The 23,611-nt window shown below is 60.2% G+C and carries 20 protein-coding genes; 8 read left to right on the plus strand and 12 right to left on the minus strand.

Annotated features, from left to right (window positions below; translation table 11 throughout):
• Positions 1–5: 5 nt before the first annotated feature.
• From LC094_RS07225 to LC094_RS07250, 6 genes are all read right to left on the minus strand, one after another.
• Positions 6–383: an ExbD/TolR family protein gene (locus LC094_RS07225; RefSeq protein WP_226551163.1), complete on the minus strand. Its 378-nt coding sequence runs from the start codon at positions 381–383 to the stop codon at positions 6–8.
• Positions 384–386: 3 nt separating this feature from the next.
• Positions 387–1,067 carry a MotA/TolQ/ExbB proton channel family protein gene (locus LC094_RS07230; RefSeq protein WP_226551164.1) on the minus strand — a complete coding sequence of 227 codons (681 nt, stop codon included), beginning with the start codon at positions 1,065–1,067 and terminating at the stop codon, positions 387–389.
• A gap of 97 nt (positions 1,068–1,164) precedes the next feature.
• Positions 1,165–3,111, minus strand: coding sequence for a MacB family efflux pump subunit (locus LC094_RS07235; protein ID WP_226551165.1), 1,947 nt, complete (start codon positions 3,109–3,111; stop codon positions 1,165–1,167).
• Position 3,112: 1 nt separating this feature from the next.
• Positions 3,113–4,279 (minus strand): efflux RND transporter periplasmic adaptor subunit, encoded by a 1,167-nt coding sequence (locus tag LC094_RS07240; RefSeq protein WP_226551166.1) that lies wholly within the window; start codon positions 4,277–4,279, stop codon positions 3,113–3,115.
• A 154-nt stretch (positions 4,280–4,433) separates the two neighbouring features.
• Positions 4,434–6,350, minus strand: coding sequence for an elongation factor G (locus LC094_RS07245; RefSeq protein WP_226551167.1), 1,917 nt, complete (start codon positions 6,348–6,350; stop codon positions 4,434–4,436).
• A 115-nt stretch (positions 6,351–6,465) separates the two neighbouring features.
• Positions 6,466–7,362, minus strand: coding sequence for a LysR family transcriptional regulator (locus LC094_RS07250; RefSeq protein ID WP_226551169.1), 897 nt, complete (start codon positions 7,360–7,362; stop codon positions 6,466–6,468).
• 192 nt (positions 7,363–7,554) lie between these two features.
• Here LC094_RS07250 and LC094_RS07255 point away from each other — a divergent pair, with 192 nt between their 5' ends.
• The 3 genes from LC094_RS07255 (at position 7,555) to LC094_RS07265 (ending at position 9,836) form a co-directional block, all read left to right on the plus strand.
• Positions 7,555–7,959, plus strand: a complete 405-nt coding sequence (locus LC094_RS07255; RefSeq protein WP_226551170.1) for a DoxX family protein — start codon at positions 7,555–7,557, stop codon at positions 7,957–7,959.
• 85 nt (positions 7,960–8,044) lie between these two features.
• Positions 8,045–8,863 carry a 4,5-DOPA-extradiol-dioxygenase gene (gene ygiD / locus LC094_RS07260; RefSeq protein WP_226551171.1) on the plus strand — a complete coding sequence of 273 codons (819 nt, stop codon included), beginning with the start codon at positions 8,045–8,047 and terminating at the stop codon, positions 8,861–8,863.
• 10 nt (positions 8,864–8,873) lie between these two features.
• Positions 8,874–9,836 carry a glutathione S-transferase family protein gene (locus LC094_RS07265; protein WP_226551172.1) on the plus strand — a complete coding sequence of 321 codons (963 nt, stop codon included), beginning with the start codon at positions 8,874–8,876 and terminating at the stop codon, positions 9,834–9,836.
• Positions 9,837–9,844: 8 nt separating this feature from the next.
• Here LC094_RS07265 and LC094_RS07270 read toward each other — a convergent pair whose 3' ends face one another.
• From LC094_RS07270 to LC094_RS07285, 4 genes are all read right to left on the minus strand, one after another.
• On the minus strand, positions 9,845–10,744 hold the full coding sequence (locus LC094_RS07270) for a transglutaminase family protein (RefSeq protein ID WP_226551173.1): 900 nt from the start codon (positions 10,742–10,744) through the stop codon (positions 9,845–9,847).
• Positions 10,745–10,747: 3 nt separating this feature from the next.
• Complete coding sequence (locus LC094_RS07275) at positions 10,748–13,171, minus strand: circularly permuted type 2 ATP-grasp protein (protein ID WP_226551174.1); 2,424 nt, start codon at positions 13,169–13,171, stop codon at positions 10,748–10,750.
• Between the two features lie 26 nt (positions 13,172–13,197).
• Positions 13,198–16,641: a transglutaminase family protein gene (locus LC094_RS07280; protein WP_226551175.1), complete on the minus strand. Its 3,444-nt coding sequence runs from the start codon at positions 16,639–16,641 to the stop codon at positions 13,198–13,200.
• A gap of 186 nt (positions 16,642–16,827) precedes the next feature.
• Positions 16,828–17,274, minus strand: coding sequence for a hypothetical protein (locus tag LC094_RS07285; RefSeq protein WP_226551176.1), 447 nt, complete (start codon positions 17,272–17,274; stop codon positions 16,828–16,830).
• A gap of 276 nt (positions 17,275–17,550) precedes the next feature.
• Between LC094_RS07285 and pncA the strand changes: the two genes are divergently transcribed.
• From pncA to LC094_RS07310, 5 genes are all read left to right on the plus strand, one after another.
• Positions 17,551–18,150 (plus strand): bifunctional nicotinamidase/pyrazinamidase, encoded by a 600-nt coding sequence (gene pncA, locus LC094_RS07290; protein WP_226551178.1) that lies wholly within the window; start codon positions 17,551–17,553, stop codon positions 18,148–18,150.
• A 4-nt stretch (positions 18,151–18,154) separates the two neighbouring features.
• Positions 18,155–19,414 carry a SulP family inorganic anion transporter gene (locus LC094_RS07295; protein ID WP_226551179.1) on the plus strand — a complete coding sequence of 420 codons (1,260 nt, stop codon included), beginning with the start codon at positions 18,155–18,157 and terminating at the stop codon, positions 19,412–19,414.
• 107 nt (positions 19,415–19,521) lie between these two features.
• Positions 19,522–20,814 (plus strand): nicotinate phosphoribosyltransferase, encoded by a 1,293-nt coding sequence (pncB, locus tag LC094_RS07300; protein ID WP_226551180.1) that lies wholly within the window; start codon positions 19,522–19,524, stop codon positions 20,812–20,814.
• Positions 20,815–20,857: 43 nt separating this feature from the next.
• The gene (locus LC094_RS07305; RefSeq protein ID WP_226551181.1) at positions 20,858–21,262 is read left to right on the plus strand and encodes a DUF262 domain-containing protein; all 405 of its coding nucleotides are present in this window, start codon (positions 20,858–20,860) and stop codon (positions 21,260–21,262) included.
• A complete protein-coding gene (locus LC094_RS07310; protein WP_226551182.1) occupies positions 21,205–22,239 on the plus strand; it encodes an HNH endonuclease in 1,035 nt (344 codons plus the stop codon). Before LC094_RS07305 ends, LC094_RS07310 begins: the two co-directional genes overlap by 58 nt.
• On the opposite strand, the gene arfB is transcribed toward LC094_RS07310, so the two are convergent.
• Positions 22,236–22,652, minus strand: a complete 417-nt coding sequence (gene arfB / locus LC094_RS07315; RefSeq protein ID WP_226551183.1) for an alternative ribosome rescue aminoacyl-tRNA hydrolase ArfB — start codon at positions 22,650–22,652, stop codon at positions 22,236–22,238. The genes LC094_RS07310 and arfB overlap by 4 nt on opposite strands.
• 243 nt (positions 22,653–22,895) lie before the next feature.
• Positions 22,896–23,537: a queuosine precursor transporter gene (locus LC094_RS07320; protein ID WP_226551184.1), complete on the minus strand. Its 642-nt coding sequence runs from the start codon at positions 23,535–23,537 to the stop codon at positions 22,896–22,898.
• Positions 23,538–23,611: the final 74 nt, after the last annotated feature.

Here is a 23,611-nt window from a genome sequence, read left to right on the forward strand (position 1 = left end):
ATTGCTCACTCCACCAGCACGAGGTTGCTGTAGCCCTCAGTGCCGAGCCATTCCATCACCTCGATCACCCGTTGCAGCGGCACCTCTTCGTCGGCGCGCAGGATGATCATGTCTTCGGGGCCGTCCATCAATCCGGGCAAAGCGGCGAGGATGTCTTCTTCGCTGCGTGCCGTGCCGTTGAGCTGTAGGGCCTCATCGTCCACGCGGATCAAACGCGCGGGGCCTGTGTAGCCGCTCGACGCGCCGCCGCCCAAACTTAGCGACAGTTGCGCGGGCGTGCCGAATTGCGAGGCCAGCATGAAAAAGACCAAAAGCAGGAACACGACGTCGATCATCGGCGTGAGCGACATCCGGTGTTTGCGCCGGGGTGCGCCGAAATCCATGGTTCACTCCGCCGCTTGAGCGACGCTCAGGCGGGTGTCCTTCGGCGCACGGGAGCGCAGGAACACGCGGGTCGCCATGTCTTCCAATTCGTGACGCAGGCGGTCGGCCACGGCCTCGAAACCGGTGAAGGCGATGGAGGCGGGGATGGCGACAGCCATACCGGCAGCGGTGGTCAAAAGTGCTTCCCAAATGCCGCCTGCGAGCATCGCCGGGTCAGCCTTCGCACCGGCTTCCTGCAGGGTTTGGAAGGCGGAGATCATGCCCAAAACGGTGCCCAACAGACCCAAAAGCGGGGCAATCGTGGCGATCAATTCAAGCGGACGCAAGCCAGTGCGCGTGCGCTCCAAGTCCTTCTTGGCGAGACGCGTGGTCTCAGCCTCTGCTGCGGCATCGTCAAAGGCGGCGTTTTCATGCGCTTCAAAGGCCTCGCGCAGGAACCGCGAGCGCAGGCCCTTGCGTCCGGCCAACACCTCGCGCGCGGAAGCGCTGTCGCCGTCCGCCCAAAGCGTCAAGGCGCGTTCGCTGACCGCCCGGCTGCGCCATGCGCCCAGATAGGCCAGGTCCCAGACCTTCCAGAGGATCAACGCAAGGGTGATCACCGACAGCGCCGCAATGGCCCAAATCGACGGGCCACCTTGGGCGAGAAAATCGAACAGAGTTGAGAAGAGAGCCGAATCATCCATGTCAGTCACCATACAATGCGTGTAGCTGGCTGATCCATTCAGCTGGCGTTTGGCCCCGGATAAATTATCCTAGTCTTTTAGTCAAGTTATCTCCCCCTCATTCTCGACTGAGCGCCACGACCGGATCGAGCCGTGCCGCATTGCGCGCCGGAAGGAACCCAAAAGTGATGCCGATGAGGGTCGAAGACAGGAAGGCCACGACAATTGCAGTGGTCGAAAAACTGAGCCTTATGCTGGAGGCGAATTCCTCGATCAGATAGCCGCCCGTCAGCGCAGCGAGGATGCCCAAAATGCCGCCGACGAAACAGACCATCACTGCCTCGATCAGGAACTGGCTGACGATGTCGGACCGCCGCGCCCCGATGGCGATGCGCACGCCGATTTCCTTGGTCCGCTCGGTGACGGAGACCAGCATGATGTTCATCACCCCGATGCCTCCGACGACCAGCGAAATCACCGCGATCATCGCCACCAGATAGGTCAGCGTCTCCGTGGTCGAGGTGATGGTTTCGCGGATCGTGTCGGTATTCGACAGAAAGAAATCCTTGGTCCCGTGGCGCGACATCAAGAGCGCGGAAATCTCCGCCTCGGCCAGCGTCATGTCGTAATCATCCGCCACGCGCACGCCGATGCTGTTGAGATTGTTCTGACCGGAGACCCGCGCCATCGACGTGGTATAGGGCACCCAGACGTTGAGCGACGAAGGCCCGAATGTGGCGCCGGTCGATTGCACAATGCCGATGATCCGCACGGGCACATGGCCCAAAAGCAGCACCTCGCCCAAGGGATCGGAATTCGCGCCAAAGAAAGTCTCCTGCGTGTCAGCGTCGATCACCGCGACTTGGGCATAGCTGTCGACATCCTCCGTGGAGAACACGGAGCCAGAGACGGTTTCATAGGAATGCACCTGAAAATAATCGCCCGACACCCCATTGATCGACGCGGAAGCCTCGATGTTGCGATAGCGCACGGTGGCCGAGGAGGACACGGCAGGCGACACGCTGTCGGCCAGATCCAAAAGCGCCAGAGCCGCCGCATCCGACGGCACGAGTGTTTCGATCCTTCCCTGATCGCGGGAGCCAAAGCCCGACCCCGCCCGCACCGTGATCGTGTTGGTGCCCAAGGACGAGATGTTTTCCAGAACCTGCTCCTGCGAGCCATTGCCCAAAGCCACGACCAGCACCACGGAGGCGATGCCGATGATGATGCCGAGCATGGTCAGGAAAGACCGCGTGCGATGGGCCAGCATGGCCTTGAGCGAAATATTGAACGCCTCGACCAACCGCCGCAGACCGGCACCGAAACCGCCATGATCCGCGCTCTGGCGTGACCATTGGGCGGTTGGCGCGGCGGTGTCCTCCTTGCGCGTGTCGGAAATGATCCGACCGTCGCTGATCTCGACAATCCGATGCGCATGCGCCGCGACATTCGGGTCGTGGGTCACCATGACGATGGTGTGGCCTTTGGCGTTCAGCTCCAAAAGCAGATTGATCAGGTCTTCGCCGCTTTTGGTATCGAGCGCGCCGGTGGGTTCATCCGCGAGGATCACCTCGCCACCGTTCATCAAGGCGCGCGCAACCGAGACCCGCTGTTGCTGACCGCCCGACAATTCGGAAGGCCGGTGATCGAGACGGGTGTCGAGGCCCAATTGTTCCAAGAGCGCTTTGGCGTGATCACGGCGCGCAGCGCGACTGGCGCCAGCGTAGATCGCGGGCACCTCGACATTGCCGACCGCGTCGAGATCGGAAAGCAATTGATAGCGCTGAAAGATGAACCCGAAATGCTCGCGCCGGAGCTGCGCCAACTCATCGGGGCTCAGATCGCTCACATCCTTACCGTTGAATGCATACTGCCCGGCACTGGCGCGATCGAGGCAGCCGAGGATGTTCATCAGCGTCGATTTACCGGAGCCGGAGGTGCCGATGATGGCGACCATTTCGCCGGGATAGATGTCGATGTCGACGTCACGCAAGACAGTGATGGTTTCGTCACCCGCCTGAAAGGATCGGCTGATGCCACGGGCGGAAATAAGCGGCTCTGTCATCTTAGAACATCCTTCCCGGACCCATGCGGGTGTTGCCGGAGGTGTTCACGGAGACGGCCCCGCCGGTGACCACCAGATCGCCTTCGTTGAGACCAGAAACGATCTCAGCCGTGACCTTGTTGTTCAGACCGACCTCGACCTGACGGGCCTCGCGCGTCTTGTCGCCCTCATCGTAAATCTCGACCATATAATAGCCCTCAGGCGTGCTGCTGAGCGCCGACGACGGAACGGTCAACACATCGACCGCCTCGTCCAACACGATGGACACCTCGGTCGTCATGCCGATGCGCAACAGATGGTCGGGGTTCTCGACCTCAAGCCGCCCATTGTAGTAAATCGCCTCATCCGTGCTGATCGTGTCGCTGTCTTCGATCTCGGAGGGCGCCGGCTCGATGTCGCGCACGGTGGCCTCAAACGCCTTGTCCGGTTCCCCCAGAATGGAAAACCGCACATTTTGCCCCGGCGCGACATGCACCACGTCGGCCTCGGAGATCTCCGCTTTGACGATCATCTTGTCGAGATTGGCGAGTTTGACGATGGTCGGCGCATCCATGCTGGCGTTCACCGTCTGACCCGCGTCCACCACCACGGCCACCACCGTCCCGGCGATGGGCGCGGTGACTTTCGTGCGATCGAGCGCGATCTGGGCGGTGGAGACCTTGACCTCGGCACTGGATTTCTGCGCGTTCAGGGCATCGAGTTCAGCGGTGTAGACCTCAAGCGTCGCCTCGGCCGCCTCGACATCCTCTTGCGAGGCGTAGTTTTGCGCATGCAGGCTGGTGACCCGTGTGAGGCTCAGTTCCGCCTGTTTGATATTGGCGCGTTTCGCGGCAATCTGCGCCTCGATATTGGCAAGATCGGCCTGCGCCTGCAAAAGCTCGTTTTGCTGATCTTCGCTGTCGATCTGCGCGATCAAATCGCCTGCGGCCACCGCGTCCCCCAAGTTCACGGCCAGCTCCTCGATCTGACCAGAGGTGCGCGCGCCGACGCTGACCAATTGGCTGGCCTCGATCACGCCGGAGGCCAGCACGGTTTCCTGCACCGTCCCGCGTGTCGCGCGTGCGGTTTGCGGAATGACCGTATCATCCTCGCCGGAAAATTGCGACCAGCCGACCAATCCGGCCACGACAACAAGAGCGAAGCCTAAAAGACGAAACGGCGTTTTCATGGAAATCCTTTCACGGCCCGAACGGCCCGACAACATCAGCGATCAGACATGTGATACGGATGTAAACCGGCTTTCCGTCGCGACCAGATGTCAAAATGCCGCCGTGCGGATGACCCAACGGCATCTTTCGAAGTCCACGTTTGTCAGTCTGTAATCATTCCACGGCCAGCAATTGCGCCACAGGTTCAAAGGTTTCCTCATAGTGATCAAGCTCGGCTTCATACCAAGCCGTGCCCCGTGTCGCACCACCCAAAGCCCGGAACAGTTCCGCCTCGGCGGTCGCGGGCAAGAGCGCGTTAAAGACATCCCAGCCGGAAGCCTCGGGGTGGGCCTCAAAGCCCAGAACCTGCCCCTTGAGCCCGGTGATCAGCGGCATCAGTCCGCCGGAATAGACGCTCGGCACATGGATCGCGATCTTGTCGATGGGTTGCAGCACGACGGGTTTGCAGCCCGCCAGAGCCTCGCGCACCGCCGCCTTGGCCGCCGTGCGGAAGGCATAGTCAGAGCTGTCGACCGCGTGGTGTTTGCCATCTGTGAGCGTCACTTTGACGTCCACGACCGGCAATCCATTCGGCCCCTCGGAAAGCGCGTCACGCACGCCTGCCTCGACCGCCGACATGTAATTGCGCGGCACAGCGCCGCCTTTGACGACCTCCTCGAAGACAAACCCTGCGCCACGGGCCAGAGGCGCGACCTCGATCACCACATCGGCAAATTGGCCTGCGCCGCCGGATTGTTTGCGGTGACGATAATGCGTGCCGCCCGCGGTCTGGATCGTCTCACGCAGGGCGGGCGGGATCGGTTGTGTTGCCACCGCGACACCGAAAACCTCGGTGAGCTTGTCGACCACGCGACGTTCATGCAGCTGGCCTTGGGTGGCGAGGATGGTTTTGCCGGAAACTGCGTCCTGCATGACTGCCAGCCCCGGATCAATCTCCGCCAGCTTGCCCAGCGCGGTGGACAACCGCGCTTCGTCGCGTTCGTTTTCGGGGCTCAAGAGCACACGGTTTTTCGGCTTGTGCGGCACGGCCCAATCGGGCGTATCAATCGCGCCATCCGCGCCATAGATCGGCGCACGCAGCGCGAGGTGATCGGTTTTGACCGTCAGGGCGACCTCACCCGGCGCCAGTTCCGCGACGGGGGTTTTCGTGTCGATGTCGACCAGCGAGCCAATCGCCGCGCCCATCAGGTCAGCACCGGGTTTGAGAGTTTGCCCCACAGCCCGGATCAGCACCGTCTTGCCAAGGTGTTTGATCTGATCCGCAAAGATGCCGACGGCCACGGGTGTTTCGCCAAAGCGGTCCGTGAGTGCTTCAACGCCCGGCACCTCGTGGCGCAGGCTTTTCATCAGACGCGTCAGACCGTTCGCCTTCACCGCAGAGCCGAGGAAAGCCGGGATGAGGTCGTGATGTTGCAGCACCTTGGTGGCGACATCGTAGAGCTCATCGGACATCGGTTTTTGATCTTCGATCAATTCCTCCAACAGGTGATCGTCGAAATCGGAGAGATGTTCCAAAAGCTCGGTGCGGGCCTCGGCCTCACGGGCGCGGGCGCTGTCGGGCATTTCGACCAGAGCGGAGCGTTCGCCCTCTTTAAAGGCCCAGGCACGTTCGGAAATCAGATCGACCATGCCGGTGATCTCGCCGCCTTCCCGGATCGGCACCTCGCGCAGCACAATCCCGTGCGCGGAATAGGTTTGCAGAGCGGCGGCGATCTCTGCGGTGCGGTCGGTGGCGGCGTCGATCTTGTTGATAAAAATCATCGTCGGCAGGCCGGAGGCCTCCAAGAGCCGCAGGTAAGGCGCGGCAAGAACGGCGGCCTCGGCTTCGGCGGGGACACAGAGCACGGCGGCGTCACTGACGGCCAGCGCAGAGCCGGCCTGCGCGAGGCCCTCGGCGCCACCCGGACAATCGAGCATCGCCCAGTCCTGATCGAGATAATTGAACCGGATCACTGCGGTTTCGCCGAACAGGCGCAGGCTTTGGGACGTGCCTGCATCCAGCCCGGCGAGCGCCGCAGCGAGGGAGGATTTGCCGGATTGTGACGGCCCGAGAATGGTGACGGTTTTCATGACATCTGTCTCCCGATCTGTTGCAAGCGCCCGAGTTTGCGGGCGCTGTCCGGGAGTCACTATAGGACCCGCGCGCTTCTCGACCTTGGCTCAGGTCAAGTTGCACCGGGTTTTGTCACGATTTCGCCCTCTCCCGGTAGTCTTGCACGGCGAAATCGATCAAAGCGCGGACTTTGCGCGGTAAGGTGCGGCCTTCGAGATAGACGATGCTGATCGGATGGGTGGCGCCTTTGAACTCCGGCAAAAGCTGCACCAGCCGCCCGGCCTCCAGATCGTCGCCCAAGATGAACGGCGGGCAAAAGGCGATACCCTCGCCCCGCCGCGCCAGATCGCGGGTCACACGGGCGCTGTTGACGGTAAAGCGCGAGGGCACCTGCACGGTCACTTCGCGCCCCTCATGGACAAAGCCCCAACGCGACGGGTTCCGCCGGTTGCTGTCGATGATGCAGATGTGGTTTTGCAGATCGTTCGGGTGCGTCGGCACCTCATGCCCAGCGAGATACTCGGGCGAGGCGACCACAAGAGATTGCAGCTCGCCGATTTTGCGGGACTTGAGCGCGGAGACGTCCGGCGTGCCGATGCGAAAGGCCAGATCGATGCCCTCGGAGGCGAGGTCGACAAAGGCGTCGCTCAGCCGCAAATCCAGCACCAGATCAGGATGCGGCGCGGCGAAACGGCTGAGCAAGTCCTTCACATAGACCTCGCCAAAGGTCACAGGCGCCGAGATGCGCAGCGTACCGGAATAGCCCCGCGTGTCTTCGGTGACGGCGCTCAGCATATCGTCCATCTCGTCGAGCAAAGCGGGCGCGCGGGCCAAAAGGTCCTCGCCGGAAGCGGTTAGCCCAACCCTGCGTGTGGTGCGCTGCAACAGGCGGACGCCAAGCCGTTCTTCAAGTTCCGCGACATATTTCGAAGTCAGGCGATTGGACATACCAAGCCGTTCGGCCGCCCCCGTGAAGGAGCCGGTTTCCGCAGTCGCCACAAAGGCCCGCAATCCGTCGATCAGATCCATCTCTGCTGCTTCGCCTCAATTAGGAACAAAATGGGTAAAGTCATTCTACATCTTCGCCATTTTATTCCTGAGCCGCAAGAGGCATCTTTGGATCAACGCAAAACACAGCGCGTCAGCAAAAGCGGCACAGGCCGGGACGCCACAACCGGACCTGCCCTCGGACCAGGGGCAGGCCACACAAAGGAAGAACTGATGATCGACCAGAAAACCGCTCCCTACGCTGCCCTGCTTCTGCGCCTGACCACGGGCGCGCTGTTTCTGAGCCACGGGCTGACGAAATTCTTCGTCTTCACCCCCGCAGGCACCGCTGGCTTTTTCGAAAGCCTCGGCCTGCCCGGGTGGCTCGGTATCCTGACCATGATCGCAGAGATCGCGGGCGGTCTTGCCCTGATCCTCGGCATCGCGACGCGGCTTGTGTCCGCGGCCCTCATCTTTCCGCTTCTGGGCGCCGTGATCTTTGCCCATTGGGGCAACGGCTTTGGCTTTGCCAACACAGGCGGCGGCTGGGAATACCCGGCGATGTGGGCACTGGTGCAGGCCGCTTTGGCTCTGCTTGGGGACGGCGCCTATGCGCTTTACCCGCTCAAACGCAAATAAACACAAAGACTGTGTGAGAGCCGCGTCTTTCCCGGCGCGGCCTCGCCCCCTACTCTAAGACATCAGCCTCTGAAAGGAGACGGCCATGAGCATTGCACAGCAACTTCAACGGCTCAAAGACAGCCTCAAATCTTCCGACCGGATGCCGGTGGTCTTTCTGGGCCACGGCAGCCCGATGAACGCCATCGAGGACAACGACTATTCCCGCAGCTGGAAGAAACTGGGCGAGTCCCTGCCCCAGCCGCAGGCCATTCTCGTGGTCTCCGCGCATTGGATGACCCGTGGCTCGACCTTGGTGAACGTTTCGAAAATGCCGAAGACGATTCACGATTTCTACGGCTTCCCGGACGAATTGTTCGCCCAGCAATACCCCGCCCCCGGCGCACCTGAGGTGGCTCAGGAGGTGATCAGCCTTTTGGCCAGCCACCACGCCGAAGGCGATGACACCTGGGGTCTGGATCACGGTGCCTGGTCGGTGCTGAAATTCCTCTACCCGGATGCGGATGTGCCGGTGTTCCAGCTGTCGATCGACATGACCAAGGATCTCGAACATCACCTCGAAATCGGGCAGGCGCTGGCCGATCTGCGCAACCGGGGCGTCTTGATCCTCGGCTCGGGCAACATCGTGCACAACCTGCGCGCCATGCGCTATGGCTCGACGCCCTACGACTGGGCGCTGGATTTCGATGGGCTGTTCACCGACCGCCTTCAGGCGCGTGACCACAAAACCATCACGGATCGTGCCGGTCTCGGCAACCTGTTGAAAATGGCGCACCCTTCGGTGGATCACTACCTTCCGGCGCTGACCATCGCGGGCGCGTCGGATGCGAAAGACGAATTGTTGTTCATGAACGACTCGATCGACATCGGCTCGGTCTCCATGCGCAGCTTTATCTACTACTAAGGAGTTTGACATGCTTGTTGACGGAACATGGTCCAAAAGCTGGGACCCGGTACAAAAATCCGACGCCAAAGGCCGTTTCGTTCGGCAAGTGTCGAGCTTTCGCAACTGGATCACCCCGGACGGCTCTGCGGGGCCGACCGGGGAAGGCGGATATAAGGCGGAAGCCGGGCGCTATCGGCTTTACGTCGCTTTCATCTGCCCCTGGGCCTCGCGCACGCTGATCGCGCGCAAATTGAAAGGTCTCGAAGACTACATCTCCGTGACCGTGGTCAACCCGACGATGACCGATCAGGGTTGGCAATTCGGTGGCTATGACGGGGCCGACGAGGACCCGTTGTTCGGCGCCACCTATATCCACGAATTGTACACCCGCGCCGATCCGCATGTGTCGGGCCGCGCCACGGTGCCGGTTTTGTGGGACACCAAGACGAACACCATCGTCAACAACGAGAGCGCCGACATCGTGCGCATGTTCGACACGGCGTTCGAGCACCTCGTGCCCTCTGATCTGCGGCTCTACCCCGACGATCTGGCGGCAGACATAGATGCGCTCAACCCGGTGATCTACGACAAGCTGAACAACGGCGTCTACAAGGCCGGCTTTGCCACCTCGCAAGAGGCCTATGACGAGGCCGTCGCGGGCGTGTTCGAGATGCTGGAGGATTTGGAGACCCGTTTGACCGGCGATTACCTCTTTGGCGACCGGATCACGGAAACCGACATTCGCACCTTCGTGACGCTGATCCGCTTTGATGCCGCCTATCACGGCGTGTTCAAATGTAACCTGAAACAGATCAAGGATTACCCGCGTCTGACGGCCTATATGGAGCGCATCTATCGCCTTCCGGGTGTGGCCGAAACGGTGAACATGGACCATATTACGCGGGGCTATTACTCGATCAAGGCCTTGAACCCCAACCGCATCCGCCCGACGGGTCCGGCGCATATCGAGGCGCTGATCGCCTCCGTTTAAATCATGACTTAAGCGGGTGCGTCTTCGAGCGGGATGACGTCGACGGCCTGTTGGGTGCTGTGCCCACCGGCCGAGCGCACGGCGCCTTTGACTGGCGCGACATCGCCGTAATCCCGGCCATGACCTATGGTGATATAATCCGTCCCGGCGAACTGATCGTTCGTCGGGTCGAATTCAATCCAGCCCACCTGTTTACCGACCCAGGCCCGGACCCAGGCATGCATCGCATCCGCACCCTCCAACCGAGGCTGCCCCAGCGGCGGGAAGGTGCGCAAAAAGCCCGAGACATAGCCCGCCGGAATGCCGATGCCGCGAAGTGCTGCGATCATGATATGGGCGAAATCCTGACAGACCCCGTGCCGGTTCTCGAACGCCACCTCGGGCGGCGTGTCGACATCCGTGGCTTCCGGGTCGAAACTCATGTCGCGATTGAGCGCACGACCGACCGCTTCGACGGCTTTGAGCGCCGTCACCCCCTCGCCCGCGTCTTTGAGACAGTCCCAGCCATAGTCGGTGATCTTCGGCGACAGAGCCACGCGCGGGGAGGCGGCGAGGAAATGATGCGGCGCGTCCGGCGCCAAGGATTTCAGCGCGAGAATTTCGGCCCGCAACTCTTCTAGAGGCGGCGAGAGGTCGAACAGCGAAGCAGGTTCAAAGCGCTCGATCTGGGCGGTGAGCTGCATCGAGATGGCATCAATCGGATGATGCCAGGCGACCATACTCATCTCATTGCCGAAAAAATCCCAGCCATCCCGGCGCTCATCAGGCCTCGGCAGAATCGTCAACAACCGCTGACGCACCTGCTGTACCCCCGCGACATTCGACGGCAAAAGCCGCAGGATATTGCGCGTCCGATCCGAGGCCGCATCATAGCTATAATCGATGGTCAGGCTGATCTCATACAGCATCGCTCACCTCAGATAGATCGTCGAGACCAGATCCGACACCTTCGCCAGATCGGCCCGCACGCCCATGAGATACGCCGTCGTCACCTCTTCGGGCCGGGCACAGGTCAGCCGCGCCTCCAAAGGCAGGATCGCGCGCAGCAACTCCGACGGACGACCATGGAGCTCCGCCTGCGGCAGGGCCTCGGCATGTTTGCGCATCTCGCGGATCAGGAACAGAATCGCGCGCGGGTTGTCGGCATCCAACGCCAAAAGATCGACCACGGCATTGCGGCTGGTTTCCACGCGGTAGCGGCGTTGATGGGTGATGATCGAATCGCCCACTTCGACCGCCAAATCGAGCGACCCTTCGGGGGCCTTGGCATCGGCGAATTGCGCGAGCAGGGCGGCCATGGCATCGGCGCGCTCCAAGGCCCGCCCGAGGCTCAGAAATCGCCAACCGGCAAAGCGATACATGTTCTCATGCACAAGCCCGGTGATGCCCGCAATCTTGCGGATCAACACGGAGGTCGCCCGCGCGCAATCATCCCCCGGCTGCGCCGTCGCTGTCATCCGCATCGCGGTTTGCAAGAGATCGTTGAGCGCCGACAGGCCGTCCGAGGAAAACCGGTCGCGCACCTTGGTGGCACAGCCGCGTGCCGCGATGATCCGCTCGATGAGCGCCTCGGGCAGGGTTTGTTTCAGGTCGATGCCAAAGCCAGCAAGGTAATCGCGCAGCGCTTTGAGGCGCGGATCGTTGCGGTTGTCCGTCGCCGCCAGCCGCAGGTGATAGGCCCGCACCAGACGCGCCGCGTCCTCGAACCGCTCCACATAGCGGCCGAGCCAATAGAGATTGTCCGCCGCACGCGATGGCAAAAGGCCGGGGCTTGTCCGCAGATAGGACACGCTCTCCTCTTGTCGCGGTCCGGTTTTTGGCAGGGGCCGGTCGGACACGACCCACACATCGGCCACTGAGCCGCCGCGCTGCATCGCAAGCGCTGTGGCGTCTCCAGAACGGCCGATCCGGGCATAGCCGCCTTTCATGAATTGCCAGCCAGAGGGCGTGCGCGCGGCGAAGACCCGCACCGTCATCGGGCGGGGCACCAAGGTGCCGCCCCCGTCCGAATTCTCCTCCCATGCCGGCGTCGTCGAAAGCGTCACCGCCTCTTGCCCCACCAGCTTGTCGCCCTCGCGGTCCAACCAATCCGCAATCGAACGCATGGCCGTACCACGGAACTCCCCGCCCAGCGCCGTGGTCGCCCCGAGATCGAAAGGCAAGTCCACCGCATGCGCCGGGCTGATCAGCATGTTCTGCGCGTTGTCATGCACATACGCGCGCTCCGTCGCGCCACCGCACCACCATGTCGCGATGTTCGGCAGCTTGAGCCGCTCGCCCAACAGCACCTCGCTGATCCGCGGCAGAAAGGCCATCATCGCGCGCATTTCCAACACGCCTGATCCAAGCGCGTTGGCCATCGCCAGATGCCCCGTCCGCACCGCCTCCATCAGGCCGGGTGTGCCGAGCTGCGACCGCGCATTGAATTCCAGAGGATCGGCAAAGCTCGCATCGATCCGACGCCACAGCATGCCCAGAGGCCTCAGCCCCTCGATGGTGCGCACCATGGCTTCGCCATTTTCGACCACGATGTCCTCGCCTTCGAGCAGCATCATGCCAAGGTAGCGCGCGATGTAGGTGTGTTCGTAATAGGTGTCGTTCGACGGCCCCGGCGTCATGATCCCGGCGACGCGCGGATGTTTGAAGGACGACGTCGCCAAATCCTCCATCGAATCCCGAAACGCGCTGAAGAAGCCTGCGAGTTTGTGGATATGTGCGCGCGGGAAACGTTCGGGGAAAATCCGCCCCGTCGCCATCCGGTTCTCAAGCGCAAATCCCGCCCCCGAGGGCGCCTGCGTCCGGTCGCCTAGAACGAACCACGAGCCATCCGGGGAGCGCCCGATCTCGAAGGCCAGAAAATGCAGGTAATGCCCGCCCTTCGGCTGAACCCCCACCATCGGGCGCAGCCATTGCGGCGAGCGGGCGATCAGGTCTGCGGGCAAATGTCCGTCACTGACCAATTGCGCAGGGCCGTAGAGATCGGCCATGACGCGCTCCAAAAGATCCGCGCGTTGGGACAGGCCAGCACAGATGTGCTCCCATTCCAGCTCATGCAGGATCACCGGGATATGGCTCAGCGGCCAGGCGCGTTCGGTCAGCGGATCGTTGGAATATTGCCGGTAAAAGACCCCCGCATCGCGCAAATACTGATCGCCGCGCTCGAACCGCGCACGAATTTCTTCGGGCGAGAGCCGCGAGAACCGATCGACAAATCGCCGCCAGACGGGCCGCATCTGGCCCGTGGCATCAAAAAGCTCGTCGGCCACATCCGGGCTTTGCTGATAGTCTGCAAAGAGATCCGGATGTGCGGAGCCTGAGATCAGGCGCTGCGACATGGTGGTTTCGGTTTCCCTGGTGCTGTTCAGACAAGCCCAATGGGCCGTCTGAGGTCAAGCGTCAAGGGAAACTCCGGGTGTGGCACTTCAGTTCCGGGCGTATAGTTTCCGGGGGTGTGTCCATAGGGTTCGAAGCGCGCCAGACGCCGGGCTTCGGCCTCGTTGCCATTCACCGGGAAGGTGTCGTAATTCCGCCCGCCGGGGTGCGCCACATGGTAGGTGCAACCCGCAATCGGGCGTCCCGTCCAGTCGTCATAGATGTCGAAATGCAAGGGCGCATTCACCGGCAAAACCGGGTGCAGCGCCTCTGGCGGTTGCCAGGCCTTGAACCGGACACCGGCGACGGAGACGCCAGAGGTTTGGGTTTTGGCCAGAGGAACGGGACGACGATTGCACATGACCCGGTAGCGATCCTGATGCAGTGTCGTCATTTTGACCTGTAGCCGCTCGACCGAACTGTCGGTGTAGCGCACCGTGCCGCCAATCGCGCCGGTTTCACCCAGCACATGCCAGGGCTCAAGCGCTTGCCGCACCTCAAGATGCACTCCCTCCGCCTCGATCTGACCGCAGAAGGGAAAGCGGAATTCGGCCTGCGCCTTGAACCATTCGGGGTCTATCTCGAAGCCGTGATGTTTGAGATCGGCCAGCAGAGACAGAAGGTCTTCCCACAGGTAATGCGGCAACATGAACCGGTCGTGCAGCACCGTGCCCCAGCGCACTGGCTTACCCTCAACGGGCGCGTTCCAACAGCGCGCGATGATGGCGCGAAGCAAGAGCTGCTGCGCCAAAGACATGCGCGGGTCCGGCGGCATCTCGAAGCCGCGAAACTCAACAAGGCCCAGACGCCCGGTCGGGCCATCAGGAGAGAACAGCTTGTCGATGCAAATCTCCGCCCGGTGGGTATTGCCGGTCACGTCAGTGAGCATGTTTCTGAGCAGACGGTCGACCAACCACGCGGGCGGCACGGCGGCTTCCGAGGGTGGCTTGATCTGCGAGAGGGCGATTTCCAACTCGTAGAGCGTATCATACCGCGCTTCGTCGATGCGCGGGGCTTGGCTTGTCGGACCGATGAAGAGACCGGAGAACAGATAGGACAGCGACGGGTGGCGTTGCCAGATCAGGATCAGCGATTTCAAGAGATCGGGACGGCGCAAAAAGGGCGAATCCGAGGGCGTCGCGCCGCCGACCACAACGTGGTTACCACCGCCCGTGCCGGTGTGGCGCCCGTCGATCATGAATTTGTCAGCGCCCAGACGCGACTGGCGCGCCTCTTCGTAGATGGCTTCGGTCGTCGCCACGCAGTCGTCCCAGGAATGCGCCGGGTGGATGTTCACCTCGATCACGCCGGGATCGGGGGCGACGCGGATCACGTTCAGACGCGGATCATGGGGCGGGGAATAGCCCTCGATATGGATCGGCAGGCGAAGCTCCTCGGCGGTGGTTTCCGCCGTGGCGATCAGATCGAGGTAGTCCTCCAGCGTTTCGCAAGGCGGCATGAACAGGCACAGCCGCCCGTCGCGCGGCTCGATGGTGATCGCGGTGCGCACCTGACCGCCCGCGGGATCGACGCCTTGCGCCATGATCTTTTGCCGCTCGATCTCATCGCCGGAGACTTCGGACACCGGCTGACTGTGTTCTTTTGATGTCTTCGGCAGAATATCTGCGCGTTCTTTGGCTTCTTTTGCCTCGCGCTCCGCTTCCTCTTTTTCCAGCCGGGCGACTTCGGCGCGGAACCTCTTGCGCCGTTCATCCATGGCGGCATGGAAATCCGGCAGCGGCGCGTGGTCCATCATCGGGTCCGCCGGGTAGGAATAGGGATAGGCCGAGGGCGCAATATAGGGCAGCGCATTGAGCGGCAGGCGGAAGCCCACGGGACTATCGCCGGGGATCAGGAAGAGATGCCCGCGCCGGGTTTTCCAAACCTCTGAAAGCCAGCTTGATCCGGCTTTCGATTGCCAGCGCTGGATCGGCAGGACATAGCCCGAGGGCTCCGTCAGACCGCGCGAAAACACACGGGCAAAGCGCGCGCGATCCTCGGGGTTCTTGAGTTTCGAATTCTCCGGCGTGACGTTTTCCGGCAGGAGAGATTCCTTCAAAATCCACTCGCCGGGGTCCTCAAAAGCGGGCTGCGCACAGACCGGATCAACGCCAAGATTCTCGGCGAATTTCGTCATGAACTCTCCCGCATCTTTCGGTGTCGCGGGCGCGGGCGTGTCCTCTTTCGCGATCAGATCGGGGTTCTTCCAGACGGGTTTGCCGTCATGGCGCCAGTAAAGCGAAAAAGTCCAGCGCGGCAGGCTTTCGCCCGGATACCATTTGCCCTGCCCGTAATGCAGGAAACCACCCGGCGCAAAACGGGTTTGCAAACGCCGGATCAATTGATCGGCCAGCGCACGTTTTTGTGGTCCGACAGCGGCGGTGTTCCATTCGTCGCTTTCGAAATCGTCGATGGACACGAAGGTCGGCTCGCCGCCCATGGTCAGGCGCACGTCGCCCTCTTTGAGCGCCTCGTCCACCTGATGGCCCAGCGCATTGAGTCGGTCCCAGCTTTCCTCGGAAAAAGGTTTCGTGATCCGGGGATGTTCGGCGACGCGTTTGACCTGCATGTCGAAATCGAAGGACACCTCGGGTGCGCCAACCGAAGAGAACCCGCCCGCGATGGGAGCTGCGTTTTGGTAATGCGGCGTGGCCGCCAGAGGGATATGGCTTTCCCCGGTCAAAAGCCCGGAGGTCGGATCCAGTCCGATCCAGCCCGCGCCGGGTAGGAAGACCTCGCACCAGGCATGCAGATCGGTGAAATCATGATCCGTGCCGGACGGGCCATCGAGGGCTTCGAGATCGGGTTTGAGCTGAATGAGATAGCCGGAGACAAAGCGCGCGGCAAAGCCCAGATGACGCAGCACCTGCACCAAGAGCCACGAGCTGTCACGACAGGAACCAGATTTTTTCGAGAGCGTTTCGTCGGGCGTCTGCACCCCCGGCTCCATCCGGATCGTGTAATCGACATACTCGGAAATCCGGGCATTCAGGCCGACGAGAAAATCGACCGTGCGGGTTTCCTTGAAATCAATCGAGCCCACAAATTGCGCCAAAAGCGGGCCTTCGGGTTCGGGCGTGCAATAAATCACCAGATCGTCTTTCAACTCCGGCGGATAGTCGAACGGCCAATGTTCGGCACTTTCTTCGACGAAGAAATCGAAGGGGTTGTAGACGGTCATATCGGCGACCAGATCGACCTCGATCTTGAATTCGCGCACCGGCTCCGGGAAGACAAAGCGCGATTGCCAGTTGCCATAGGGGTCTTGCTGGTGGTTCACGAAATGCCCTGCGGGCGTCACTTTGAGCGAATGCGAAATCACCCGCGTGCGCGAATGCGGCGCCGGACGCAGGCGAATGATTTGCGGCCCAAGCTCGACATTGCGGTCGTATTTGTAATGGGTGACGTGGTGGATCGATGCGTAAATCGCCATGTGCCTGACTGCGCCCTTTTCCCTGATCTTCAGTTGAAGGCTACAGGGGCTGTTTCAGAGCTTCACGGGCAAAACGGCCGCACCCTCACAAATGCGGCCTCTCTTCGGGCAGATCGCCCGTTTTTTCATCATTCACCTTGGACAAGCCCTGTCCCGCACCGCGCCTGTACCGCGTTAGCGGCACCGTTATTGACACCGGGCGACCCCGTGACGGATCAGCTCACTGCCTTTAACACGGGCCGGACTGCTGCCGCGATAGCGCCCGGTTTGCATGTACCAACTGCGCAGGAAGGACGGGTAATGGTTCGCGATCACGCGGGACCATTGGTCGAATTCCAGAGACGTGAGTTTCGAGAAGAACCGATACGGGCCATGAAAGGCAAAGGTCGTCTCCGGCATGACGCAAACGGATTTGGCCCCGAGAAACATCGTGCAACTGGACATACAGACGCTGCCCCGGATTTCCACGCTCTGGCCGAGGCGGTTGATTTGTTGAATTTCTGCCGTACGTTTACGCACGCTGCCGCCATAGTCGTTGGAAATAACGATTGTCGCACCGGGTTGTTGCGATCCCGGCAGGGCCGCCTGCGCGACCGAGACGCCGCCCGTCGCAAGCCCTGCTGCCAAGCACATCGAAAGAACCGGACGACGCAGATTGCACGTCTCCGGAGCACACGCCGAAAGCGTGCGCAGAAATTTTAAGACTGTCATGATATCACCCCACGTGATGAGGCTTTCTAGCCTCCGACCACCGACCCCAATCGGCTCACATCAGTAGAGCAGGCAAACCCTAAGAAAGCGTTGAACACGCCCGTCATTTTGCGAGAAAGGCGGAATTGCCCTCTCATATCCCCGCGATCTTGCCCGAAACGCCGCGCCGCGCTACCTCTGGGGCAAAGGAGACCTCCCATGCGCGCAGCCAACGAAGCCCTCATCGTCATCGACATCCAGAATGATTTCTGCCCCGGCGGCGCGCTGGCCGTGACGGGGGGCGATGAGATCGTGCCCGGCGTCAATGCGCTTATGGACGACTTCGCCTCCGTGATCCTGACGCAGGACTGGCACCCTTCGGGCCACAGCTCCTTCGCAAGCACCCACGGTGCCGCGCCCTATTCGACCACAGAGATGCCCTATGGCACACAGGTGCTTTGGCCGGATCATTGCATTCAGAGCACTGACGGGGCGGCCTTCCACCAAGACCTTGTGACCAAGGGTGATCTGATCATCCGCAAGGGGTTCAACCCGCTGATCGACAGCTATTCCGCATTTTTCGAGAATGATCATGTGACGCCGACGGGGCTCGAAGGGTATCTCCGGACCCGTGGCATCGACACGCTCACCATGGTCGGGCTAGCAACGGATTTCTGTGTGAATTTCTCCGCCGTGGATGCCGCAAAACTCGGGTTCAACGTCACCGTGCGTACCGATCTGTGTCGCGCCATCGACATGGACGGCTCTCTTTCAGCTGCCCTCGACGGAATGAAGGCAGCCGGGGTCGAGGTGCTTTAGGGCCATGACGCCCAAGCTTTTCACCACACTGAAAACCTACACGCGGGCCGAGTTCGGCTCTGATCTTTTCGCCGGGATCACGGTCGCTCTGGTCGCCCTGCCGCTGTCCATCGCCATTGCCATCGCCTCCGGAGCCGCCCCTGCCGTGGGTTTCGTCACGGCCATTGTCGCGGGGTTTCTGATCTCCGCTTTGGGTGGTAGCCGCGTGCAAATCGGCGGGCCCACTGGCGCGTTTATCGTCGTCGTCGCGGGCGTGATCGCCACGCATGGCTATGACGGTCTGGTGGCCGCGACCTTCCTCGCCGGGATCGTGCTTATCATCGCCGGGCTGTTCCGTGCCGGGCAGTTGGTCCGCCATGTGCCCGAAGCCGTGATCAACGGCTTTACCATCGGCATCGGCGTGATCATCGGGACCAGCCAGCTTGCCGATCTCTTCGGTCTTCCGGGCCCTTTCCCCGCCGATTTCGTTGAGAAAATCCCGGCGCTGATCGCCGCCTTGCCAGAGCTTAACCCCGCCTCTCTCAGCATCGGCCTTGCCACCATGGTTCTGATCGTGCTGTTGCGCCGCGTCTTTCCGCGTCTGCCCGGGTTGATCGTCGCCGTTGCGCTGACGTCCGCCGTGGTGGCGCTTTTCGATCTCCCCGTCGAGACCATTCGCTCGCGGTTTGGCGAGCTGCCACAAAGCCTGCCTGCGCCGCATTTGCCGGAGTTGAGCTTTGCGACCCTGCGCGAGTTGTTGCCCTCCGCGCTCGTCATCGCCTTCCTTGCCGGGGTCGAATCGCTTCTGTCCGCCATGGTTGCAGATCGCATGATCGGCGGCCACCATCGCTCGAACGCCGAATTGATGGCGCAGGGGTGGGCCAATATCGGCTCTTCGCTGTTCGGCGGCCTTCCCGCCACCGGTGCCATTGCGCGCACCGCCACCAATGTACGCGCGGGCGGCAAAACGCCCGTCGCCGGGATCGTGCACGCCGTGACGCTTTTGGCGATCATGATGCTCGCCGCGCCTCTGGCGGGCTATCTCGCGCTTCCGGCCCTCTCCGGGCTTTTGCTTTTGACGGCTTGGAACATGTCCGAACCGCATCGCTGGGGTGAATATCTGCGCGGGCGGCGCTCCGATCTGGTGCTTCTCCTGATCACCCTCGTCCTCACTGTGATCACAGACCTCACCGTGGCCATCGGCACAGGCATTGCGCTTGGGCTGGCCCTGCGTCTGTCCCGCCGCAATGCAGATGACCCCAACTGGACGCCGCGAGATAAATAGCCCTTCGCAACACTTGTGATCACAAATGGATTTCTTGCGCCTTTTCCTTGCCAAACCCTTATTTCCCCTGCTTTAACAAGGCGGTCATATAAAAAGGGACCGTCAACATGGTCGACATCGCCACCCGCGTCTACAATCACAAATGGAAGATCGACCCGATCGTCCGCTCCCTGATCGACACGGATTTCTACAAGCTGCTGATGTGCCAATCGGTGTTCCGTAATCGTCCGGACACCACGGTCACCTTTTCCCTCATCAACCGCTCGAAAGACATTCGCCTGGCCGAGATGATCGACGAGGGCGAGCTGCGCGAACAGCTTGACCATGTGCGGTCCCTGTCCCTGAAACGTGGCGAGAGCACCTGGATGCGCGGCAACACGTTTTATGGCAAACGCCAGATGTTCCGCTCGGATTTCATGGAGTGGTTCGAAAACCTGCGCCTTCCGGCCTATCAGCTTGAAAAGCGGGACGGTCAATATGAGCTGACCTTCGAGGGCAGCTGGCCCGAGGTGATGCTCTGGGAAATTCCCGCGCTGTCGATCCTGATGGAGCTGCGCTCGCGCGCCGTGCTTGGGCCGATGAAGAAATTCGAGCTTCAGGTGCTCTATGCCCGCGCGATGACCAAGCTTTGGGAAAAGGTGAAACAGTTGCAGCCGCTCGACGGCCTCAAGATCGCCGATTTCGGCACCCGGCGGCGGCACTCCTACCTCTGGCAGGACTGGTGCGTTCAGGCCATGGTCGAGGGGCTTGGCAATAAGTTCACCGGCACTTCGAATTGCCATATCGCCATGAAGCGCGATCTGGAAGCGGTCGGCACCAATGCGCATGAATTGCCCATGGTCTATTCCGCCTTGGCCCAAGACGATGCCGCACTGGCCGCCGCGCCCTATGATGTGCTGCGTGACTGGCACGAGGAGCACTCCGGCAACCTGCGGATCATCCTGCCGGACACCTATGGCACCAAAGGATTCCTCGATCGCGCCCCCGATTGGCTCGCGGGCTGGACCGGCATCCGCATCGACTCTGGCGATCCCGCGACCGGTGCTGAGGTGGCGATTGACTGGTGGAAAGCGCGTGGCGAAGACCCGACGAAAAAGCTCGTCATCTTCTCGGACGGCTTGGACACGGACAAAATCATCGAGCTGCACAACCAGTTCAAAGGCCGGGTGAAGACCTCCTTCGGCTGGGGCACTTTGCTCACCAACGACTTCCGCGGCCTGACCCCGGACGACGCGCTGGCGCCCTTTTCACTGGTCTGCAAGGCAATCTCTGCCAATGGCAATCCGACGGTGAAGCTGTCTGATAACCCGAAGAAAGCGATGGGGCCGGTGGAAGAGATCGAGCGGTATAAGCGGGTGTTTGGGGTTGGCGAGCAGGAGGCGATGGAGGTTGTGGTTTGAGTTATAAAAGATCACGTTATTCGTCGAATAATAGGGCTATTTAATGAAATCGAACTTAGAAAAATACTCTGTCAAAACGCTTATTGAGTTAAGGCAGAACAAAATGCTTGTTGTAAATGACGAGTATCAACGCGGTGCGGTATGGTCAGCAGATCAAAAGAAGAAGCTAATAGACTCTATGCTTCGCGGTTACCCGATACCTATCTTATATCTGCATAAAATCAGTCGCAAAGTTGGTCTCTTGAGCCGAGATGATCTTGAGATCATCGACGGACAACAGAGACTTAACGCGATTTACGAGTTTGTTGAGGGTGCATTCGAGCTTTACAATCCGAAAACTGATTTAGAAAAAGCAAAATTTCCCGCCTTTATTCGAGATCAATTCTGTGATTGGGGGGGGGGAAAAGGTTTTCAGAACTTTCTAGCGAACGCCAAAAGGAGTTCTTAAGTTCAGAGCTCATTGTTGCTGAAATTGAAAGCGACGATGAGAGTGAAGCGAGAGACCTGTTTGTTCGCCTCCAAGGCGGTTCTGCACTAAATGCCCAAGAACGACGTGATGCGTGGCCGGGAGGCTTCACCGACTTCATTCTAACCGTCGGAGGCAAACCAACAATTGCAAAATATCCTGGTCATCGCTTTTTCACCGAGATTTTGAAAATGAAGCCTAGCAATGACCGAGGAAAAACACGCCAGCTTGCTGCCCAAATCTATATGCTATTTGATGCAGCCCGCAAGCAAGATGGACTACATCTCTGCGACATTAAGGCCTCAAGTATTAATGATTTTTACTACGACAATCTGGATTTTGACAAAGATGAAGACATTGCGCGGTCCTTCGATGCTGTACTGAAAAAGCTTTCAGATCTAATATCAAATGCAAATCTTCCTAAACTTCGCGGCCATGATGCAATTCATGCCGTGCTTCTCGTAGATGCACTGCAAAGAAATTACGCCGCAGGTTGGGAGGCACATTTCACAAACGCATTATCAAATTTCATGGGACAGTTGGCTGAGGGGAAGAAGTTGAATGACCGAGGCGAATATTCGGACTACTGGTCAGAATATGGACAACGGACTCGTGTAAACTCCGATACTAAGGACAGCATTTCCCGCCGTCATAAATTCTATGTGGAAAAAATGACCGGAGACATTCCAAACCTCAGGATTAAGGATCAAATACGTTTATTCTCCAATGACGATAAACGAGTTCTCTTCGAGCGTCAGGAAGGGAGGTGTCAAGTTTGCAAAGAGCCTGTCAAGTTTGACGAACTAGAAATTCATCATATCGTACCTCATTCCCTAGGAGGTAAAACAGAATTACAGAACGGTGCGATTGTTCATCCTGACTGCCACCCAAAAAGCCAGGAGGCAGTCGCAAACTTTCAAGTAGACATCGCAACAAGAAACATTTTGAAGGATATCTAATCCACCTTCCCCCGCAACTTCTTAACCTCACTCCGCTCCTTCTTCGCCTTGATCCGTCGCTCCACGCTGCCCTTCGTCGGTTTCGTCTTGATCCGACGTTTCGGCTTTTCCGTGGCTTTCCGCACCAATTCTGCCAGCCGTTCCCGCGCGATCTCTCTATTCCGCGCCTGCGAGCGGGTTTCTTCGACCTGAATGACGACGGCGCCTTCCTTGGTCCAGCGACGTCCGGCGAGACGACGTAGCCGGTTCTTCACAGGTTCGGGCAAATTAGGAGAGCGGGCGGCCTCGAAGCGAAGCTCGACCGCCGTCGAGACCTTGTTCACGTTCTGCCCGCCGGGGCCCGACGAGCGGACAAACTGCTCGGTCAGTTCCCAATCGGCGAGGGTGATTTGATCTGTGACGGTCAAGGGCATGGTGAACAGATACCGCAAAAGGAAAAGGGCTGCCAGATAGAGCAGCCCTCCGAGATCTCAGGAGATGGGGTCAGTTAGGACACCCAATCAGGAGTGTTTCACACTAGATTTTTCCTCTAGGTGGCGGCCCCCCCGACTGTCTTGACCTCGCTCTCCAACATCACTCTAGACACTGGACCACCTCCTTTCGATGAATTGCCGATAAGATGATGGTGCCACAGATTTGGTATATAGCAAGTTAATTCATACCATACGTGCCGTGAGGCGCCCAACAATTAGGCGGAAAGGGACTAGAGCGATCAATGCGAGAGCGAATTTTAGACCCCAATCGGCCACAGCAAGCGAAATCCAGAGCGGAACAGGATGGCCAAACAAGAGGAAGGGCACGGCGTCCCAGGCCCAGGACACTTCCATATCGGCATTTTCGCCGAAGACGTGGATGCTTTGCGAAAACGCGATGGTGAAGAAAATCGCGGTATCGAGCGCGGAGCCGATGAGCGACGAGGTAAAGGGCGCTTTCCACCACGAGCCATCGCGCATCCGGTCAAAGACGAAGACGTCGACAAGCTGGGCGATCAGAAAGGCGGTGGCAGACCCCACGGCGACACGCAGAGCGACGGCCTGATAGGTGAACCCATCACCTTGCAGCGTGATCTGCGTGCCGATGAGGCTACAGACGATGCCGGCAACAAAGCCCGCGAAGATGACTTTGCGCGCGGATTTGACGCCATAGACGCGGTTCATCACATCGGTGACGAGGAAGGCGAAAGGATAGGTGAAGGCACCCCAGGTCAAGAGCCCATCGAAGAGCAGGAACTGAACGAGGATGTTGGAGGCCACAACAATGGCGGCCATGGCAAGAATGCCAAGAAGAAGCTGTTTCATGATGTACCCGTTTTTTATCGAAGGTGACGGCAACTCGGCCCCATTGTGGGGCGACGCGGCGGTCTAACCCCCGC

Origin of the sequence: Celeribacter naphthalenivorans, from assembly GCF_020524585.1 — a bacterium.
GTDB lineage: Bacteria > Pseudomonadota > Alphaproteobacteria > Rhodobacterales > Rhodobacteraceae > Celeribacter > Celeribacter naphthalenivorans.

Excerpts from the sequence above, each read along its gene's own strand:
- LC094_RS07265 (WP_226551172.1), top strand. The coding sequence starts at position 8,874 with ATGCTTGTTGACGGAACATGGTCCAAAAGCTGGGACCCGGTACAAAAA.
- LC094_RS07235 (WP_226551165.1), bottom strand. The coding sequence starts at position 3,111 with ATGACAGAGCCGCTTATTTCCGCCCGTGGCATCAGCCGATCCTTTCAG.
- pncA (WP_226551178.1), top strand. The coding sequence starts at position 17,551 with ATGCGCGCAGCCAACGAAGCCCTCATCGTCATCGACATCCAGAATGAT.
- LC094_RS07280 (WP_226551175.1), bottom strand. The coding sequence starts at position 16,641 with ATGGCGATTTACGCATCGATCCACCACGTCACCCATTACAAATACGAC.
- LC094_RS07295 (WP_226551179.1), top strand. The coding sequence starts at position 18,155 with ATGACGCCCAAGCTTTTCACCACACTGAAAACCTACACGCGGGCCGAG.
- ygiD (WP_226551171.1), top strand. The coding sequence starts at position 8,045 with ATGAGCATTGCACAGCAACTTCAACGGCTCAAAGACAGCCTCAAATCT.
- arfB (WP_226551183.1), bottom strand. The coding sequence starts at position 22,652 with ATGCCCTTGACCGTCACAGATCAAATCACCCTCGCCGATTGGGAACTG.
- LC094_RS07305 (WP_226551181.1), top strand. The coding sequence starts at position 20,858 with ATGAAATCGAACTTAGAAAAATACTCTGTCAAAACGCTTATTGAGTTA.
- LC094_RS07270 (WP_226551173.1), bottom strand. The coding sequence starts at position 10,744 with ATGCTGTATGAGATCAGCCTGACCATCGATTATAGCTATGATGCGGCC.
- pncB (WP_226551180.1), top strand. The coding sequence starts at position 19,522 with ATGGTCGACATCGCCACCCGCGTCTACAATCACAAATGGAAGATCGAC.
- LC094_RS07230 (WP_226551164.1), bottom strand. The coding sequence starts at position 1,067 with ATGGATGATTCGGCTCTCTTCTCAACTCTGTTCGATTTTCTCGCCCAA.
- LC094_RS07225 (WP_226551163.1), bottom strand. The coding sequence starts at position 383 with ATGGATTTCGGCGCACCCCGGCGCAAACACCGGATGTCGCTCACGCCG.
- LC094_RS07245 (WP_226551167.1), bottom strand. The coding sequence starts at position 6,350 with ATGAAAACCGTCACCATTCTCGGGCCGTCACAATCCGGCAAATCCTCC.
- LC094_RS07285 (WP_226551176.1), bottom strand. The coding sequence starts at position 17,274 with ATGTGCTTGGCAGCAGGGCTTGCGACGGGCGGCGTCTCGGTCGCGCAG.
- LC094_RS07275 (WP_226551174.1), bottom strand. The coding sequence starts at position 13,171 with ATGTCGCAGCGCCTGATCTCAGGCTCCGCACATCCGGATCTCTTTGCA.
- LC094_RS07255 (WP_226551170.1), top strand. The coding sequence starts at position 7,555 with ATGATCGACCAGAAAACCGCTCCCTACGCTGCCCTGCTTCTGCGCCTG.
- LC094_RS07250 (WP_226551169.1), bottom strand. The coding sequence starts at position 7,362 with ATGGATCTGATCGACGGATTGCGGGCCTTTGTGGCGACTGCGGAAACC.
- LC094_RS07320 (WP_226551184.1), bottom strand. The coding sequence starts at position 23,537 with ATGAAACAGCTTCTTCTTGGCATTCTTGCCATGGCCGCCATTGTTGTG.
- LC094_RS07240 (WP_226551166.1), bottom strand. The coding sequence starts at position 4,279 with ATGAAAACGCCGTTTCGTCTTTTAGGCTTCGCTCTTGTTGTCGTGGCC.